A 19,723-nucleotide genomic window follows, 5' to 3' on the forward strand; every position below is an offset into this window, starting at 1 on the left:
ACCAAGGCCAGAGGGCAGCTGGCAACTATAAATTACTATGATATCCGAAGCGTGTTAATCTGATGATCAAAAGTTTTTTGATTTCGGAAACGTTTGTGTTTGAAAATGATAGAGACTACTCCAATATTTGCCTCACTTTGTCGATACTGATATTACAGAGACTAGAAATTTCTTCAGGAGACTTGCCCTGCATATATAGTTTAAAAACCTGACGGGCCTCTTGAACTCCTAACTCTTTTCCTAACTCTTTGCCCTTTCGTATTCCAATCTCTTCGCCAGCTTTGCGTCCGATTTCCTCCCCGGCTTTGAGTCCCCTCTTTTCAGCGCTGCTGATCTGGGTATTATAATCCTTCAATGCCTTTTCCCTTGCTTCATATTCTAGCCGTTTCTTCTCGTCAGCACTCAGATTGAGCAATGTATTGTATGCTTCATCGAGATATTCGTTTGTTTTAGCCATATTCTGAAATTCCTCCTTGCTTTTGCTGCTGAAGAACCTCATCCATGCAAGAACATCTTCTCCGGTCTTAACCTCAGGAGGCAGTTTTTTCAGCTCCAGTATCTGAAGTTCCATTTTATCGGAATACAGTTGTGATGTCTGATCATCCCGGAAATGAATCCTGCGGTAACACTTGTTGTCATTCGGAAAATGGATGAAGTCTAAAATACTTACATGGATACACTTCTGCAGCTTTTCATAGGACTCACCTTTACGGATCTGGCTGTCAAACATCTTACTTAAGTAGAACAAGGCGCGTTCATCCCAGTATTCAAAGTATTTGACCTGCATTTCCATGTTCATCTGCGTCCCGTCTTTAAGCAGTACCCTTACATCCATGATTCCTAATTTGTCATCAGCGGAGTCCCTCGAAAGCAGTGTGGGCAGAAGGACGGTGTCTTCTACTTCGTTCGGGGACAGGTCCAGCAATGCTGAAATAAAGCCTTTCCTGACTTTGGGGTTCTGCATCAGTTCCTTGAAACAAAAGTCTACAGTGGGTAACATAATAAAGTTGTCTTTGGTCATAAAATGAAATCTCCTTTCCTGTGCAGAAAACGAATGGTACACATGTAAGGAGTTATTCTGATTTATTATTATCATATCATGATATATGGATATGTAAAAGACAGAAGTACCTTAAAAATGTAGAAGATTCATTGTTTTCTGCGGTTCTAATAAGTAATTAATTGGGGTAAACCGGCGAACTGCCGATCGAAAAATGAAAGGTGAATACCTTTCGAAGTTTCTGATGAGAGTATAGCATGGGATAAGGAAAAGAGCAATTAGGCAATATGACGAAATAGGAGTTAGAATTACTTTTTTAAATCAGCCCGCTTTTTTATGAATGCCCCAATAATCTCCTCATCTCCATTCACATCTGCCGTTTATCAGTAAAACGGGTCATTTATCAGAAGTCAATCAAATTTTATCAAACATTATTTATAGTAGATTCAAGGGTTACTGTTCACTCCCCAGACTATCACTACGCTGATAGGCTGGGAGGAAGAACGTAAAGTAGCCAATAAGCCTGCTCCTCGCCTCAGGCGACTTTAAATGAGCAGGCGCGTTACTGCTTACAGGCTTGCCTGTGAACAGTAACATTCAAGGTTACTGTAACACATGCCCTTCGGGCATAGAAAAAGCAGAGGTAAGAAAAGTTATGAAGATGTTAAAGAGCATAATAGCGGGGGTGGTTGTAATGAGTATTGCAGCAGTAGATCTGACAGCGTGTGTTCCAAATAGGAAGGAGCAGGAAGCACAGGCAGTTCAAATGCTGAATGAGAAGTACCATGAAGAGTTTGAAATCGAAAAGTATCTGGGGCAGGAAAGCATGAGTGATTATTATGAAGTGCTGGCATTTTCCACCGAACACCCGGATATCTTGTTTGAGGCTAAGGCGGCGGTTGACGGTTCTTTTATTACAGACGAATATGTGGCGTCGAGGGTGTGCCGTGCGGCGGAAGAGCAGATAGAAAGGAATCTGGGCGGCCTTACAGGGTACCTTCAGGTAAAGGTACAGGCGGTTAGTAAATCCATTGATTCGGTTCAGGCAGACATGAGTATGCAGGATTTTATGTCCATAAAAACAAAGAACCGTTTCGCAGTGTACCTTATTTACTATCCGGCAGAAAAAAATATAGCGCAGGCTTATCAGGCACTTGCAAATACATTTGCCGGACTGGAATGTATGAGCGGAAATTTAAAGCTCTATATAACCAACGAAAAGGTGCTAAAACAAGTACAAGCTTATCTGACGGAAACCGCAAAAGTGGATTATGAATTTGACGAGGTACTGGAACATACGGAGCCTGTCACACTGCCTTTTGAAAACGGGGTGATTCAGGTGAGTGAAACACAGTTTCGTGAAATGGCAGGTGATTATTTATGAGTTACCGGGATATTCAGATGATTATAGCATCGCAGATTGCATACATAGATTTTGACCGCGATGCAGTGGATTCCGGACAGTATACGGTAAGGGAACTGCTGGATATGGAGCTGGAGGCGGCGGAAGGGGACAGGAAAGACACGATCCAGAAGCTTCTTGACAGGATAAACGAAAACCCGGTCAGTCAGGAGTGTGGAAACTGGAAGATTCGCGATATACGGGATAACCAGAGCAGCAGTGGTATGTATGCCTGCCTGCTGGACAGTGGGGACGGCGATGCACTGGTTGCCTTCAGGGGAAGTGAATCTGAAAGCTGGGATGACATCCAGAAGGACTGGATTCAGTCGGATATTGGACTGGCAAATAGTATACTGACGCCACAGCAGGCAACGGCACAAAAGTATATGGAGGATATTTACAGGAAGTACGGCGGTCAGTATGACAATTTTGGACTGACAGGCCATTCACTGGGAGGAAATCTGGCAGAACATGCAGCGATCACGGCGCCGGACGGGATGAGGAATAAAATCAGCCAGTGTGTAAATCTGGACGGCCCTGGTTTTTCAAAGCAGTATTTAATTGCACACGCGAATGATATTGGGAAGTCAAAGGGGATAATCACTCACTATCAGTGGAGCTGGTGCGGCGGCCTTCTCAACCGGGTTCCGGGATCTGATTTCCGGACAATAGAGGCGGATACACCGAAAGGCAAGGGGCTGTTGGAGTCCATGCTCTGGCGTCATGACACATACAATGTTGTGAAATTTGATGAAAATGGAAATGCCGTATATGGGAAAAAAGACTGGTTTGCCTCTTTGGCAGACCCGTTGTCAGAGGCACTCGACTATTCCCTATTTTTGATTACGGGTGGAGCAGCCGCTGTTTTATTCAATACAATTGACGCCATCAAAGATGGATTTGAAAACCTGTGGAAGCAGTGGACAGATATCCTTTCTTCAGGAGGCCGTCAGGCACAGTTCGAGGTGAATATATATGCAGTGGACCGGGAGATCGAAGAACTGGCAGAAATCAGTTCCGGTTTAAAAGAGATCAAAGAGGGAGTGGAAAAGATCCAGAGAGAGCTGGCTTTTGATTCCATTGCGGCCGGATATGTAAAGTTAAAGCTGTGGGGGTTAACAAACAGTATTGAACAGGATGCACGGAAAATGGATATTTACTGCCAGACCGGAAGGGATTGTACACAGTGTTACCGGTCTTATGAAGTTAAAATTGTGGATAATTATACCTAAAAATGGAAAATATGTGAAAAAAGTGTGTCCACAAAAGCTGCCACATATTGTAACTTGTGGTTGCCAAATATACGATAAGCATAATCATATCATATCGGGAGATTCACCATAAGATAAGGAATGGTTCATTAAGAATGGGAGATTTCCCAAAAACCATGTAGGAGGGCTAGTTTATGAAAACATTAAGAGAAAAGGCAAGACGGATTTTAACATTAGCAGTTGCACTGTGTATGATGCTGATGATGACACTTCCGGTAATGGCAGAGGATGAAACGAATAATCTGACTGCGACGGATGATCCGAGGGACAGTATCATGCTAATGACACTCGGAATCGAGGATGATAACGGAACTTACCATCCATATAAGGGCGGAACATGTTTCCTGATTAATGATGAATATGTACTGACAAATAAGCATGTTGTTACAGTATTTGATCAGGACGAACTCAATGATCTCAGGGAAATAAGCGGTATTCCTGATATGCAGGCAACTGACAGCCATATCAAATTATATCTTTATGTAAACCGTGATATGAAGGTCGCTGCAACTATGCATGACAGTGTAAACAGTTCCGATATGGATTTCGCGGCTGTAAAGCTTGCGGAAAAGATTTATGACAGAAAGCCGGTTGCACTTGGAGACAGTGATGCTATACAGACTAAAGATACTGTTTATGCAATGGGATTTCCGGCAGACTCAGTCAGCACAAAAAATTACAATACAAAAGATGATGTTTCAACAGTTGAAGGAGCGATATCCAAACTGACGGTTACAGGCAATGTGGATATTATTGAACATACAGCGCCGCTGAACCTTGGAAATTCCGGAGGCCCTCTCTTAGATAAAGATGATAATGTAGTCGGCCTCAATACATTTATTGCAGGAAAGAAAAATTATTCTATTCAGATCAATTACATAAAAAAAGGACTGGATACATTCGGCATACCATATGTAACAGGTCCTGCTGGAGGCATTTCTGATGGTAATATAACAGATTCAACAGAGACTTCGGGAGAAGTGGCAGAAGAAACAGAAGAGGAAAAGAAACCTGACAACACCGCCATCCTAGCCGAACTCCAGTCAGCAGTGGATGAAGCGAAAGCTGTAGACGTAGAGAACTATACAGAAGAAACTGTAAGCGCCCTCAACGACAGCATCGGGGCAGCAGAAGCAGTATTGGCAAACGATTCCGCAGAGGCGGCTGCGATTCAGGGCGCAACAGATGACCTGAACGATGCAATTACGAATCTTGAGGAAAAATCAGGTCCGAACATGATGATGATTATCTTCATTGTTGCCGCAGTCGTACTACTGGTTGTTATTATCATTGTGGCAGTCGTGATGTCAGGCAAAAAGAAGAAGTCTTCACAGGTTCCGAACCCGGGACCGGCATCTGGGCCAAGGCCGAATCCAGGACCGATTCCTTCAAATATGAACGGCAATGACGGATATGGTGCAGTAGACAGTTTTGCGAAGCCCGGCCCTTCACCACAGCCTCAGACAATGCCGGAAGGGGCAGGGGAAACGACGCTGCTCGACGCAGGGGCAGGAGAGACAACACTGCTGAGCAATGCCGGCAGTGCATATCTGATCCGCAAAAAGAACGGAGAGAAGATTGCAGTCAATGTACAGAACTTTAAGCTCGGAAAAGAAAGAAGAAAGGTGAATTACTGTATATCAGATAATACTTCTGTAAGCCGTGTTCATTGTGAGATAGTGAAAAAAGGCGCCGATTATTATGTAACCGACCAGGGTGCTACAAACTTTACATTTGTAAACGGGATTCAATTGAGCCCTCATAAGGAAACCTTATTATCTGATCAGTCTGTTTTAAAATTATCAGATGAAGAATTTGAATTTCATTTATCATAGGCAAAATAAGAGTAAAGCAGAAGGTACCTGTTCAAGCTTATGAACAGATACGGCAGGAGACTTTAGATGGGGTTTTTAAGTATTGCACACAGCGATGTAGGAATAAAAAAAGATACCAATCAAGATTCTGTCTTAATCAAGCAGGCATCTACAGATTACGGGGAGGTACTTCTCTCCGTCATCTGTGATGGAATGGGCGGCCTTGCAAAGGGTGAGGTCGCCAGTGCTGCTCTGATTAGGGCATTTTCTGAGTGGTTTGAAAAAGAGCTGCCTTTTATTTTATATGAAGAAAGGCAGGCAAAGGAAATTAATTACAATTCTCTGCAAAAGAGCTGGAATGAACTGATTGATCAGGTAAACCACAGGATTGCAGATTATGGCGCCGGATTTCATGCGCCGTGCGGGACGACACTGGTGGCCCTGCTGCTGATAGACCATCAGTATTATATTGTCAATGTGGGAGATTCACGGATTTATATTTTGAATGAAAGCCTGCACCAGATTACCAGGGACCAGACATATGTCCAGCGGGAAATGGACGAGGGGCGCATGACACCGGAGGAGGCGAGGAACCATCCTCAAAGGAATGTGCTGCTGCAGTGCGTGGGAGCCAGCCAGGTTGTGATTCCCGATTTTTATCAGGGAGAGTATCAGAAGGACGAAGTTTTCATCCTCTGTTCTGACGGATTCCGCCATCTCATTACAGATGAAGAATTTGTAAAAATATTAAACCCGCGGTTACTTACGGATGAAAAATCGATGCGGGATGCTGCAATCTACTGTACAGAACTGAATAAGCAGAGAAAAGAAAGCGATAACATTTCCGTAGTAATTATAAAAACGGATTAGAGGAATGAGAGATGCTTGAGATAGGCTCCATCGTAGATGGAAAATACAAAATATTAAATAAGATCGGCCAGGGTGGAATGAGCATTGTCTACCTTGCCATGAATGAGCGGGCGAACAAACCCTGGGCGATCAAAGAGATACGAAAAGACGGAGTATCAAATTACGAGGTAGTTAAACAGAATCTGATTGCCGAGACGGATATTTTAAAAAGACTGAACCATCCGAACCTGCCCAGTATCATCGACGTGATTGACTGTGAGGATACATTCCTGATTGTCATGGATTATATAGAAGGGAAGCCTCTGAGTGAAGCCCTGAACAGGGAAGGGGCGCAGCCGCAGGAAAAAGTCATCGAGTGGGCAAAACAGATCTGTGATGTTCTGGGATATCTGCACTCCAGAGTCCCGCCGATCATATACAGGGACATGAAGCCATCGAACGTAATGCTGAAGCCGGACGGGAATATCATGATTATTGATTTTGGTACCGCAAGAGAATATAAATCAGCCAGTCTTGCGGATACAACCTGTCTCGGAACACAGGGGTACGCGGCCCCGGAGCAGTTCGGCGGGCAGGGGCAGACAGATGCGAGGACGGATATCTATTGTCTGGGGGCGACATTGTACCACCTGATAACAGGACATAACCCGTGCATGCCGCCCTACGAAATGTATCCGATCCGCCAGTGGAACCCGAATCTTTCATCCGGGCTGGAAGAGATTATTCTGAAGTGTACGCAGAAAAATCCGAATGACCGTTACCAGTCCTGTGCCGAGCTGATGTACGCTCTGGAACATTATGGGGAACTGGACCATGAATATAAAGTAAAACAGAACCGGAAATGGCGGACGTTTCTGGCTACTTCTATACTGACCGTCGTATCCCTTGCTGTATGCGTGGGATTCAAAGTGGCAGAAACATCAACGACGAAGAGCAGTTATACCCAGTATTTAAAAAATGCGGTGTCTGCCGGAACGATAGAGGAACGGATTGAAAATTATAAAAGTGCGATTTATCTGAATCCGGGGGAGGCTCAGGGGTATATAGATCTGCTGAACAAAGCATTTCTGGACGACGATAATTTTACACAGGATGAGGCCGCAAAAATGACAGAAATCCTTGGGTATAAAGGAAGCGGAAACCGGACATGTGAAAGTTATCTGGAAGCGGATAAGGAAGCGTATGACGATTTTGCCTTCCAGATGGGCCTTGCCTATTATTACTATTATGAGGGAAGCGGAAACCAGCAGATGTCTCAGGCATGGTTTGATATCGCTTCAGCCAGCGATACACTCGATAGTAATAAGGTTGAGCGTGCAAAAAGGCTCGGAAGGATTGCAGGGTACTATGCCAATCTGCACAGCAGCAACAAAGCCGGGGACAGTACAACGACTTATAAAGATTACTGGAAAGATTTAACGGAGCTTGTCAGCGGGAACCTTGTTGAAATGGATAATGTGAAGACTGCCCTTGTTATGTACAACGAAGTGGTTTATCAGATCGGGCAGAATCCATTGAGCTTTAAGGCCGCGGGTGTTACCAGCGAGGAACTTACAGCACAGTTGGACAAAACACAGTCCAGACTGGAGACAGATATTATCGTTCTGAATGAAAGTGACCGGACAGATATCGAAAATCTGAAGGAAAAAATACTGGGAAATATTGACTGGGCAAGAACACAGGTGAACATTGCGTACACAGACCGGGGGACGGATATAAATAGTAAAACAGGAGGGACAAAGGATGCAGGAACTGGAGAAAATGATTAATATTTACCATACCGGGTTTACTGTATGTCTGATCCTTGCCTGCATTTTTTTCGCAGTATCATGTGTCCTGTTTTTCAGGTTCAATATCCGTGGAATCATAGACATGAAGACGGGACGCGGGGCAAAAAAGACCATTCAAAAGATGGAAGAGATCAATGCAAAGACAGGAAAACTCAGACAGGACATGGTTTCGCACACACCGTCGTCATTGAGTCCTGAAGAGAGAATAAGCTATCCGGTGACTGCCCCGAATCTGAATGTACAGGCAGAAGCAAGGGTGCAAGGCAGCACTGGGGTGCATCAGGAGTCAGTTCATGCGGGAGCACAGCCAGGGCAGATTACGGAACCTCTGGGAGGGGACGGATCTCAGGAGACCACGCTTCTGTACCAGTCAGAAGAAACGACTGTGCTGTCACAGAATTTACAGAAGCAGGCGGCAGAGCCGGAGGTTACATTGCCGGGGCCGTTCAAAATCATAAAAGAAACCATGTGGGTACATACGGAGGAGGTTTTGTAAAGAATGAGGAGAAGGAAAAGAAACAGAAAGAAGGCATTTATGCTCGTATACATACAATTCCTGATCTCAGCGGCTTCTGTATGGATGGTGCTTGTAGCCTTTGATTCAGAAGGGAATATGAATCCGCTGGGATATGCAGCCGGTGTGCTGTTTTGGCTGGGGATTCTGGGAGGAGTGATCAGCTATATCATCTTTTTCAGGAGAACATTCCGTAAACCAAATGTGCTGAAGTTTTTCAGCAATAAACCGGCAGTCATAGCAGATATTGTATTTATAATTTCACTTGCAGCGACCATATTTCTGGTGTGCACAAACAGTGCAAACCAGATAGCAGCAGTAATGTTCGTATTTCTGCTGGTCTTAAGTCTGTATTCACATTTTCTTTTAAACGGGAAGATATTTACAGCGATACTGATAGAAAATAAAAAAGGAAAGGGAGACAGCAGGAAATGAAGGGAAAAAGTAAACTAAGAGAAAGGATTTGTGCGTTTTTGCTGGCGCTTTTGTTACCTCTTACCAGCGTGCTGCCGAATGTAACATTGGTAGCGAGTGCGGAAGGTAACGGAACTACAGATATTACGTTCATAGTCAAAGATGCCAAGTCGTCAAAGTTTTTACCGGATGTACAGGTAGAGATTTATGTCGGTGATTCAGAAAAAGTTTCTCAGACGGAAACGACAGATAGTGATGGAAAAGTAGTCTTCACAGGTCTTGATGATACTGCTGAATATCAATTTAAAGCTACAAAAGGGAAATATAATCCCGGGGAACGTAAAACGGTAGAGGGTGATGAAGTAGAGATTATTTTGTCACCTATGGAACCGATTCAAATTAGTCCATCCGATGACGTAAAAATTGTAAAAGATGAGATACGTAAGTTGGATGTTAGTAACCGAGTAGAGAATGTTATCTACACATGGTCATCATCGAAACCTGCAATTGCAGAAGTAGACGAGTCAACAGGTGTGGTTAAAGGAATCTCAAAGGGAGAAGCAGAAATCACTGTATCGGGAAACGAAGTGTCGGGGACAAAGAAGATTACCGTGTGTGAGATACCAGCGATGACGCTTACTGCATCACCGGATAGTGGGATAGGAGTTCCGTCTGTTAAATTAGAGGCCGAGTTGCCGGTAGATGCAGACGGTACTGTAACCTTCTATAAGGACTCCATTGATACGTCAAATGAAATAGGTTCAGAAGAGATTACAGAAGGAAAAGCATCTATTATAGTCAACGCGGGAGAATTTATCGGAAATCAGACATTTTGCGCACACTATTCAGGATCAGAGGCCAGCTTCTATGTGGAAAATGATGTTAATACTGCGGGAAATTATCTGAAAGATTATCCGGTACAACTTGAAAAATCCAAAATAGAAGTGACTTACGGCGACAGTGACGTTAATGTAGCTGTGGTTCAGGATTCATTGAAAGATAGAAATGTGATTACCTATGAATCCAGCGAAGCTCAGGTTGCTGCAGTAGATGGAACTACAGGCGAGGTGGAGATAAAAGGTGCCGGAGAGACTGTAATTACTGTATCTGTTGAAGCGAGCAGTCAATATGCCGCATCCACAGCAACATGTAAAATCACGGTAAAGCCTAAAGATTTGGGAACGGTTACACTGTCAGATTTTGTATGGCAGTCTTCAGATAAAGTATACGATGGGACAGCTCAAATACCGGACCTTACAGGAAAACTGACAAGTAACGAAAAGAATGAGATACTTGCAGGAGAAGAACTTGTAATTAAAGCGACAGCAGATGTGGTACTTGGGAAAGACCAGACAAAGGCTGACGCAGGCAAGTACAACGAGTGTACAATTACAGAGATTACATCCGAGGCTTATGGAAACTATACATTAACCCTTGATAAGTCAGAGAAAGAGGTTTCTCTTGAGAACGGAAATCAGGTAGAAATCAAAAGAAGACCGGTATTTATTAAAATTGGACAACAGGATGATAAATACGTAGAAGTTCCTTATGGCAGCACTTTGGATGAGATTAAAGCGGCGGTTGAGAAGGCGGAAAAGGAACACGCTATTAGCATAGAACTGGCCGGTAAGAATGGACAGATTACAGACAATACTGAACAAGGTCTGCTTGAAGGTGATACGCTGACCCTGACAGATTATGCGAAGATTGTATTGAATGGAACCTCTTTCTATGTAAAAGATTACGACAGTGCAATCCAGCCAGAAGTAACAAAAGCTCAGGCAGGAAATTATGAGGTATCGATTGACAGCGCCAACATAGAAACGTATAGTGCACCCCTCAGAATTACGCAAGAGACCGTAAGTGATGAACAACTTTGGAACCGGCTGGAACTGGATGCTGACAACAGCGATCATGTGTTTGAGGCGGGTGGAGTCATTTGGATCAGTGCTTCAGGAAAAGCTGCATTTAAGATAACAGATCCAACTTTTTATAACAAGATACATATTAAGAATTCAGGAACAGAAGTTCCAAACCATATACTGAAGATAAAACCGGACAGTGTTGCAGAAGGAACCATAACAGATGCACAAAATGAAATTTATTTATCTTTACAGGACCAGTTAAATACAAGAACGACATCCGGTAAGGAAAAAGATCAAAATAACAAGATACCAGAAGGTGCAGTAAAAATTGATAATCAAATCCCGACAGTGGAGTTTAAGAATCTGGGAACGGCGGGACTCAGTTCTGTACTTGAGGGGGAAACCGTATTTACAAACTTTACAAATAGCGCCCATACAGAAAACATAACAGTCTCTGATGGAGCAGGAAGCGGCGTGCAGGAATATGCATATTCTCTTCTGGAAATCCAATCTGGGGATAATGTAATCGAAAAGGTTCATAATGCGGCAGCATCCGAAACAGTATGGCAGGGTATGACAGGTTTAAAAATCGAGGTACCGGCAAGTCAGGCAGGATATTATATTGTTTTAGTAAAAGCTGTCGATAAAGTAGGTAACGCTGCGGTGTATGCATCAAATGGACTTGTAATTGAACTTAGTGAACCTGATATTGAACTAGAAATCACATCAGATTTACCAGCTAAAGGCGTATATAAGGATGATGTAAAGTATAAACTTAAGGTTACAGATCCGGAGCCTGTTCAGTCAGGAATCAGCGAAATCAAAGTTCAGGTTCAGGCTGGTGCTCAAGAAGTAGAAGGCAATAAAACGACATATACGAACAGCTACATTTTGGATAACAATGACCTGAATAACCTCTCAGATATAGGGCCGGATGAGGAAAACACATTCGATCAAATAGCGAAAAAGTCTTTTTATGAGATAACGGGAACACTGAAAGCGGATGAGTGTAATAGCAATCAGGTAAAGATTACTGTTACTGCAACAGATCGGGCGGGCAATATCATAGATGAGGAGAGCAGTGAACTGCGTATTGATACGATACAGCCAGAAATCACGGTTTCCTATGACAACAATGCACCAGAAGAAACATATTTCCGTGACAATCGTACCATGACGATCGAATATAAGGAACGAAATTTCCAGGAAGATCTGGTAGCATTTGGATTCTCTACAGACGGCGGAAAGACTACTGAGACGAAAACACTGCCAGAATTAGGCTCAGTAGATGGTGTTATAGTAAAGCGTATAAGTGATACACAGGAAACATGGAAGGAAGAAGAACGCACCGATGAGAGAACGATCACTTATGAAATAGAATTCAATGGCGGTACGAACGAGGACATTGATTACGTCATAAAACCAGCAGCAGAAGATATGGCCGGGAACAAGAATAAACCCGTGGTCTACGAAACAGGTACTGTGGCAGGAGAAGCATTTACTGTCGATAAAACAGCGCCGGCCATTGAGATATCTTATGATAATAATGAGGTCATGAATGGTCATTATTTCAAAGAAAACCGTAAGATGACGATTACCTATACGGAACGGAACTTCACGGAAGACGGTTTGATTTTTGAAGTGGCAGGAGAGGCTGGTCCTGTCTCTCTGGAAATATTAAATGCTATGGAAGGAATCAGTGTCAAACCGAAAGAGGACACGGATGCAGATAAACATACGTATGAGATCTCATTCGGGGAAGCAGATAAAGATATAGACTTCAAACTAATTCCACACGCTACAGATAAGGCAGGAAATGAAACGATAGGTGCTAAATACGAAGAGGGTACAGAAGCACCGAAGGAATTTACGGTAGACCGTGTGGCTCCTGAGATGTCAGTCAAATATTATACGGTTGACGAAAACGGGAACAAGATTGCGGATATAGCCGAAGGCGATATCAGTACAGGCAAACAGGACAGCATGTATAAGAATGAGTTCATTGCGGCAGAAGTAACGATTACGGAAAGAAACTTTGCGGCAGGAGATACCTTTACAGAAAAAGAGATGAAGGTAACCGAAACAGCGACAGATGTTGAAGGAACTGTGGTGAATCAGGCAGACCACAACAGTTCTGCGCAGAATGTCGGAAACTGGGTAAACAGTCAGGACAGCCGGACACAGACATTCCTCTTCCAAGATGAAGCAAACTATACGTTTAACATCACATACATGGATGAGGCCGGGAATGAGGCATCTCTGGTAAAAGGCGATGCGGGTGCATGTCATTACTTTACGGTTGATAAAACAGCGCCAAGCGGTGAGGTTAAAGTAGATGAGTCTGTTTATGACAAACTTTTGAACTTTATTACATTTGGCTTCTTTAACAAAAAGGAAGTTACATATAAGACAGCCGCGGAGGATAAAACTTCTCCCGTGAAAATCAGTTACTATAAACATTATCCGGGACGGGATGCAAGGGGCAGCTTTGCTTCATTGAGCGAGGAAGAGGTAAAGGTGGTCAGTGACTGGACAAAGCTAACCGGGTATGATGTTTCTAAAACGATGTCTCAGTATTATGAGTATAAGGCTGAAAAAACAGAACAGATCGTTCCATATGAAAAGATAGAAGATAAGGCTGGAAATATCACCTATCTGAATGCGGATGGCGCGATCTGTGAAGAGAAGGAAGCAGAAATAAAAATCAATATTACAACGGATGCCCCTTCTACTTCTTTTATAGTAGAGAAAAAGGATGTTGTTTATAACTCAGATGTATCGTTTACGATCGATGTAAAGGATACCGCTATGAAGGATGCCAAAGGCAGGGATGTTTATTCAGGTCTGAAGCACATAGAATATGGTGTGTATGTTAATGGACAGCCGGGACCAGTCAGCGGGACAAAAGATTTCGATCCGGAAGCAAGGCAGGAAAGTTACAGTATTGATGTAGACATTCCTTCCGAGTCATATAACAGCAATGATGTCATGATTAAAGTAAAAGCATTTGACAACGCCGGAAATGAATCCAACATGTCAAAGGCACTGAAGATTGATATCACAAATCCGAAAATAGATGTAGAATATGACAATAATGATGCGGCAAATGAAAAGTATTTCAAAGAAAACCGCACGATGACGATTACTTATACGGAAAGAAATATCAATCGGGATGGTGTTACATTTGATTTTAAGGCTGGTGAGAAGCCATATTCTAATATTACACTGAAGAAATTAGAAGAGATTGCTGATCAATCTGGCATCAAGATTTTGCGGATCGTAGATTCAGAGGAAGGCCTGGAAGCAGAGAAGTTTAGTGATAACAGAACGCTGACATGTGAAATTGAATTTACAGGCAGTGAATCTAAGGATCTGGATTACAGTATTACTCCGCATATTGAAGATCAGGCATCAAACAAGAATGCTGATGTGACATATAAAGACGGGACAAAGGCGCCTGTAGAATTTACAGTAGATAAGGTAAAGCCGACATTAGATGTTGAATATTATCTTGTAAATGGAAATGATCTTGAAAAACTGAATATTTCTACGGATGAAATCAACAGATTGTATAAAAACAAGACAATCAGGGCCGTAGCAATAGTAAAGGAACGAAATTTCAGCTTGAAGGATTCGTTCTCAAAAGAATTGAAGCAGGTGGTGCCTTACTTTACATGGAAGATGGACGACGGCTCTCAGGGAAATACAAAGGATTTTGAAAGTGCGGCAAAGGAAAGAGGCATGTGGAAACCGGCAGGCAGTGCGGATAGTTATGAATGGATACAGACATTTGACTTCATTGCAGACGGAGATTACAGTTTCCGGATGGAGTACACAGACCTTGCAGGAAACGCATTGGAAAAATCTTATGATACACATTATTTTACTGTAGATAAAACAGTTCCTGAGATTGCGGTAACATATGAGGCAGAAGGAGAACCTGTAACGGCCGGAGATGTAGAGAAGAACAGGCTGTATAGAAATAAGACAATCACAGCAACCGTTCAGATTACAGAAAGAAACTTCCAGCGGGGGGATCAGGCTGAGGCTTTCGAAAAGGGACAAATGAATCTTACCTATGAGGCCCTTGATACAGTCAATCAGGATGTAGTTATTGAAAATTATACGAAAAGTGCAGACACGAGAGGGAAGTGGACATCAGAAGGGTATGTAAGAACACAAGTCTTTACTTTTGTGAATGATGCAAATTATCAATTGGCACTGACTTACAAAGACCTTGCAGGAAATAAAGTGGATTACGGCACACACTATTTTACTGTAGATAAGACCGCCCCTACCGGCGAAATTAAGGTTAACGAAGGTATCTGGAACAGACTGTTTGAAATGGTATTTTTCAATATCTTTACAGGTAGTACACAGGATGTAGAGCTGACTAGCAGCGATATCACTGCGGGAGTAGCATCAACCCAGTACTACAAATATGTTCCTGATGCTGAGAGCAGATATACGTTTAAGGCTTTAACATGGGCACAGCTCGATAACATTACGAACTGGACAGACGGATATCATACCTCTGTAGATGCAAATGAACAGGTCATTGTATATGAGAAAATCGTGGACAGAGCAGGCAACATTACTTATCTTAATGCACAGGAAGGTGTGATTGCGGACAGTGAAAAACCACAGGCGCCGGAGATTAGAATTACGATAGCAGAGCCATCTCAGGGAATATATAACAGCGATGTTCCATTTACGATTGACGTAACAGATCCGGAAGCAGGAGGTACTTACGCTGGTCTAAAAACGGTAGAGTATCAGGTACTGCGTGACGGGAATGAAACACAAAACGGCAATTATAATGCTGAACTAAGCGACAGCACGGCAAGAGTGCAGAGCATTCACCACAGCGAGACGGTTTTTGCAGATAGGAATAACAGCAATCACGTGACAATTAAGGTAAGGGCTGTTGATTATGCCGGTAATTTTTCAGAAGCGGAAAAAGATATCAAGATTGATATTACCAAACCGGAGGTTCAGATCACATACGACCTGAATAACCCGTCAAATGGCAGATACTATAATGCGACAAGGACTGCAACCGTATCTGTAAAAGAACGGAACTTTGATCCGGACGCGGTAGATTTTACAATCACGAATACAGACGGAACAATGCCGGTTATCAGTGGATGGAACATAAGCCCGGCAGCGGGAGAAACCGATGAGGCGGTTAACACATGTACGGTTACCTTTGCGGCAGACGGGGATTATACCATCACCATGAACTGCACAGACCGCGCGAATAACCGCTCAGAGTACACACAAGTCGACGAGTTCACCATCGACCAGACCACCCCGACAATCAGTGTGGCATACGACAACAACAGTGCGGCCAACGGGACCTACTACGACAAGCCGCGTACCGCTACGATCACGGTGAATGAGCACAACTTCAATGGTACCGAGGTACAGGCAGCGATATCAGCTAGTCTTCAGTCACAGGGTATCAGTACACCGGGAGTGAATGGATGGTCAACGAGCGGCGACAGCCATACGGCAACGATAAATTTCGCTGCGGACGGAGATTATTCCTTCACCATCAACTATACAGACCTTGCAGGAAACCCGGCAACGGCTTACACGCAGGATAAGTTTACGGTTGACCAGACGAAGCCAGAGATCGAAATCTTTGATATTAAGGATAAGTCTGCAAACAACGGCGTGGTAGCGCCGGGTGTGAAATACAGTGATGTAAATTACGATGCATCCGCGGTTAAGCTTACGATCAAAGGACCAAAGCATTCCGAGCGTACAGTCAGCGGAACGCGCTCCTCAATCCCGAACGGCGAGAGCATTAAAATGGCAGACTTTGAGCATAAGGAGTCAGTGGATGACGTGTATACACTGACTGCGCAGGTAACGGACATGGCCGGAAATACAGATGAAAAATCAGTCATGTTCTCAGTAAACCGTTTTGGATCCAACTTTATCTTCGGTGATGCTACAAAAGCATTTCTGGATCAGTACTACTGCAACCAGGAGCAGGATCTGATTGTTACGGAGATCAATGTAGATACACTGGTCCACAATGGAATCTCCTATGGACTGGACGGGGAACTGGTAAATCTAGAAAAAGGTAAAGATTATACCGTGAAGGAAAGCGGAAACGAGGCATCATGGAAGAGCTACCAGTACACGATGAAAGCTTCCAACTTCGAACGGGAAGGTCTCTATAATATTACAATTGATTCGAAGGACCGTGCGAATAATGAAGTAAATAATAAAGTAAAAGAGTCAGATATTGAGTTTGTAATTGATAAGACAAAACCAACGGTAGTTATTACCGGAGTAGAGAATGACGGTCAGTACAGGACGAACAGCCGTGACATTACGATCACTGTTGCCGATAATGTGGCAATGGACAGCCTGAAAGTAGATGTGGACGGAAAAGAGAATACCTCAAAGAGCTACAATGCGAAAGAAATCCTGAAGCAGAAGGGCGAGATTCCGTTCTCACTGACAGATTCCAGTAACTGGCAGGAGATCAGGGCATTAGCCACAGACGCGGCAGGCAATACAGCCGAGACCTCTGAAATCCGCGTGCTGATTACAGCAAACCTTCTGGTACAGTTCTACAGAAACACACCATTAGTAGTGGGCTCATCTGTCGGACTGGCAGCCTTTGTGGCCGTACTCGTTATCCTGATGTCAAGGAAAAAGAAGACGAACCGGAAACCAGCTGAAAAGTAAAATAGTTACTTCGGGAAATGACTTCCACCGCTAAGGTGGTATGAAAGAATCGGGCTGCCTGAATCTAAAGATTTGGGCAGCCGTTTTTCATCTTAAGAGCATTCATTGTTACTGTGCACGCCCGTAGGGGGTGAACAGTAACCATTCATCTGGAAAAGTAAGGAGAGGACTTGACATGATTCAAGATGGTGAGATTCTGGACGGGATGTACCAGATCATCCGTGAAATAGGCCGGGGAGGGACTGGAATTATCTATCTGGCGTATCATCTGCGTCTTCAGAAACGGGTTGTGGTAAAAAAGATCAAGGACCATTTTGCAGGCCAGATCAACGGCCGTGCGGAAGTCGATATCCTGAAGCGCCTGCACCATTCTTATCTGCCGCAGGTATATGACTTTCTGGTTGTCGGGACGAGTATTTATACGGTGATGGAATATGTGGAAGGACAGGACCTGCAGCAGTATCTGGACCAGGGATACCATTTCCCGGAACAGGTGATCCGTCAGTGGCTGATACAGCTCTGCGAGGTGCTGGAATATCTGCACACGCAGAACCCGCCGATTCTTCATAGCGACATCAAACCCTCCAACATTATGATTACGTCACAGGGGAATGTATGTCTCATTGATTTTAACATTTCACTGGATGGGGAAGTCTCAAAGGATATTCAGGGAGTTAGTCCCTGGTTTGCCGCGCCGGAACAGTACCAGAAGGCGCAGGACATCTTAAATGGAAGAAAGAATACACAGCTTTTGGATGCCCGGATGGATATCTACAGCCTCGGCGCGGTTTTTTACACAGTGATGACGGGGCAGCTGCCTTCACCCGACCGGGAACAGTACGGGGATATTCTTTCTATGGAAATCCCCTACAGTGACGGCCTGAGGGCCGTGGTGGCAAAGGCGTTGAGAAAAAAGAGAACAGCCAGATTCCAGACGGCGGGGCAGATGAAGAAGGCCCTGTCAGATGTGAGCAGGATGGACCCTTTGTATAAGGGATATACGGCCGCTCAGGCAGGGAGTGTATTTGCATGGATACTGTGTGTGGTGGCCGGGGTGCTGCTGCTCTATTATGGAAACTGGCAAAATAGCGTGGAGAAGTGGCAGCAGGCATACAGACAGTTGTATGTGTCAGCAGAAAATCAGGAAGAGACAGACATCATCTCGCAGGCGACGGAAATTTTGAACAGCCGTACCTATAAAGGGTATCTTGGAAAACATGATGACAAAAAAGCCGGTGTCCTCCGCCTGCTTGGAGAGAGCTACTTCAGGCAGGAAAATTTTGAGGAGGCGGCATCCTGTTACGGGGAAGCATGGGAGCTGATGCCAAAGGACGGCGGTTTATGCAGGGATTATACTGTTGCGCTGGTGCGCAGCGGCCAGATTGGAAAAGCCAGACGGATCATGGAGTCAGCAGACGGGCTCAGGAACTTATCCGACGGAGAACGGCTGCTGATACAGGCGGAAATGTCCCGGATGGCTGAGGATGACGAGCACGCGCTGGAGGAACTGGGAGAGCTGTTCGAGAAAGAATCAGACAGGGAGCTGCTGATTTCCGGATATCTTCTGGAAGCATCGATCTATGACGGCCGGGAAGAGTATGGGAATGCCGTCACGTCACTGGAAGCGGCCAGAGAGCTGGATGGCTCAAAAGAAGTACTGCGGCACATGGGGCAGTCCGCGGTAAAGGCGGCATCCTCAGAGAGCAGGAAAGTCAATGAGAATGCATGGCTCCAGAAAGCACTGGCATGCTATCAGAGCCTGAACGGGAACGGCAGCCCGAGTTATGAGGACCGGCTGAATCTGGCACTGGTAGAGCGTGCGATGGGGAAATACAAAGACAGTAATACACACTTAAACGAGATGAACCAGGTCTACAATGAGGATTATGTGGTCCCGATGTGGATGTGTTATAACTACCTGGATCTGGCGAAGGAACAGGGGGGTTATGAAAATATTCTTGAGGAGCTTAAGTTTCGTTTTCAGGACGGCATGCACCGGTACCGGTCTTTCGGGAAGACAGACCCGGATATGGAGGCGCTGGCTGAGATTATGAAGGAACTGGAGGAATAAGGGT

The 19,723-nt window shown here is 44.2% G+C and carries 10 protein-coding genes; 9 read left to right on the forward strand and 1 reads right to left on the reverse strand.

All coding sequences use genetic code 11. From position 1 onward, the window contains the following. Window positions 1–115: 115 nt before the first annotated feature. Complete coding sequence (locus tag ABIN22_RS21920; protein WP_346911236.1) at window positions 116–1,000, reverse strand: Rpn family recombination-promoting nuclease/putative transposase; 885 nt, start codon at window positions 998–1,000, stop codon at window positions 116–118. A 661-nt stretch (window positions 1,001–1,661) separates the two neighbouring features. On the opposite strand from ABIN22_RS21920, the gene ABIN22_RS21925 reads away from it, so the two are divergent. The 9 genes from ABIN22_RS21925 to ABIN22_RS21965 all read left to right on the forward strand — a co-directional run bounded on the left by ABIN22_RS21925 (window position 1,662) and on the right by ABIN22_RS21965 (window position 19,719). Beyond that, window positions 1,662–2,384: a hypothetical protein gene (locus ABIN22_RS21925; RefSeq protein ID WP_346911238.1), complete on the forward strand. Its 723-nt coding sequence runs from the start codon at window positions 1,662–1,664 to the stop codon at window positions 2,382–2,384. After that, window positions 2,381–3,634 carry an Mbeg1-like protein gene (locus ABIN22_RS21930; protein ID WP_346911240.1) on the forward strand — a complete coding sequence of 418 codons (1,254 nt, stop codon included), beginning with the start codon at window positions 2,381–2,383 and terminating at the stop codon, window positions 3,632–3,634. Before ABIN22_RS21925 ends, ABIN22_RS21930 begins: the two co-directional genes overlap by 4 nt. A 173-nt stretch (window positions 3,635–3,807) precedes the next feature. Further along, window positions 3,808–5,508, forward strand: coding sequence for a trypsin-like peptidase domain-containing protein (locus ABIN22_RS21935; protein WP_243099453.1), 1,701 nt, complete (start codon window positions 3,808–3,810; stop codon window positions 5,506–5,508). A 66-nt stretch (window positions 5,509–5,574) separates the two neighbouring features. Next, window positions 5,575–6,357, forward strand: a complete 783-nt coding sequence (locus ABIN22_RS21940; protein WP_118622172.1) for a PP2C family protein-serine/threonine phosphatase — start codon at window positions 5,575–5,577, stop codon at window positions 6,355–6,357. An 11-nt stretch (window positions 6,358–6,368) separates the two neighbouring features. Continuing rightward, window positions 6,369–8,126: a serine/threonine-protein kinase gene (locus ABIN22_RS21945; RefSeq protein WP_109732763.1), complete on the forward strand. Its 1,758-nt coding sequence runs from the start codon at window positions 6,369–6,371 to the stop codon at window positions 8,124–8,126. Beyond that, entirely contained in the window at window positions 8,101–8,643 is a 543-nt protein-coding gene (locus tag ABIN22_RS21950) for a hypothetical protein (protein ID WP_346911243.1), read from the forward strand. The genes ABIN22_RS21945 and ABIN22_RS21950 overlap by 26 nt, the downstream gene beginning before the upstream one ends. A 3-nt stretch (window positions 8,644–8,646) precedes the next feature. Then, complete coding sequence (locus ABIN22_RS21955) at window positions 8,647–9,096, forward strand: hypothetical protein (RefSeq protein ID WP_346911245.1); 450 nt, start codon at window positions 8,647–8,649, stop codon at window positions 9,094–9,096. Continuing rightward, window positions 9,093–17,648: an Ig-like domain-containing protein gene (locus tag ABIN22_RS21960; protein ID WP_346911247.1), complete on the forward strand. Its 8,556-nt coding sequence runs from the start codon at window positions 9,093–9,095 to the stop codon at window positions 17,646–17,648. The genes ABIN22_RS21955 and ABIN22_RS21960 overlap by 4 nt, the downstream gene beginning before the upstream one ends. A 175-nt stretch (window positions 17,649–17,823) precedes the next feature. Next, window positions 17,824–19,719 carry a protein kinase domain-containing protein gene (locus ABIN22_RS21965; protein WP_346911249.1) on the forward strand — a complete coding sequence of 632 codons (1,896 nt, stop codon included), beginning with the start codon at window positions 17,824–17,826 and terminating at the stop codon, window positions 19,717–19,719. The last annotated feature ends 4 nt before the right edge of the window (window positions 19,720–19,723 follow it).

Origin of the sequence: Faecalicatena orotica, assembly GCF_905197545.1 — a bacterium.
Taxonomy (GTDB): Bacteria; Bacillota; Clostridia; order Lachnospirales; family Lachnospiraceae; genus Faecalicatena_A; species Faecalicatena_A orotica.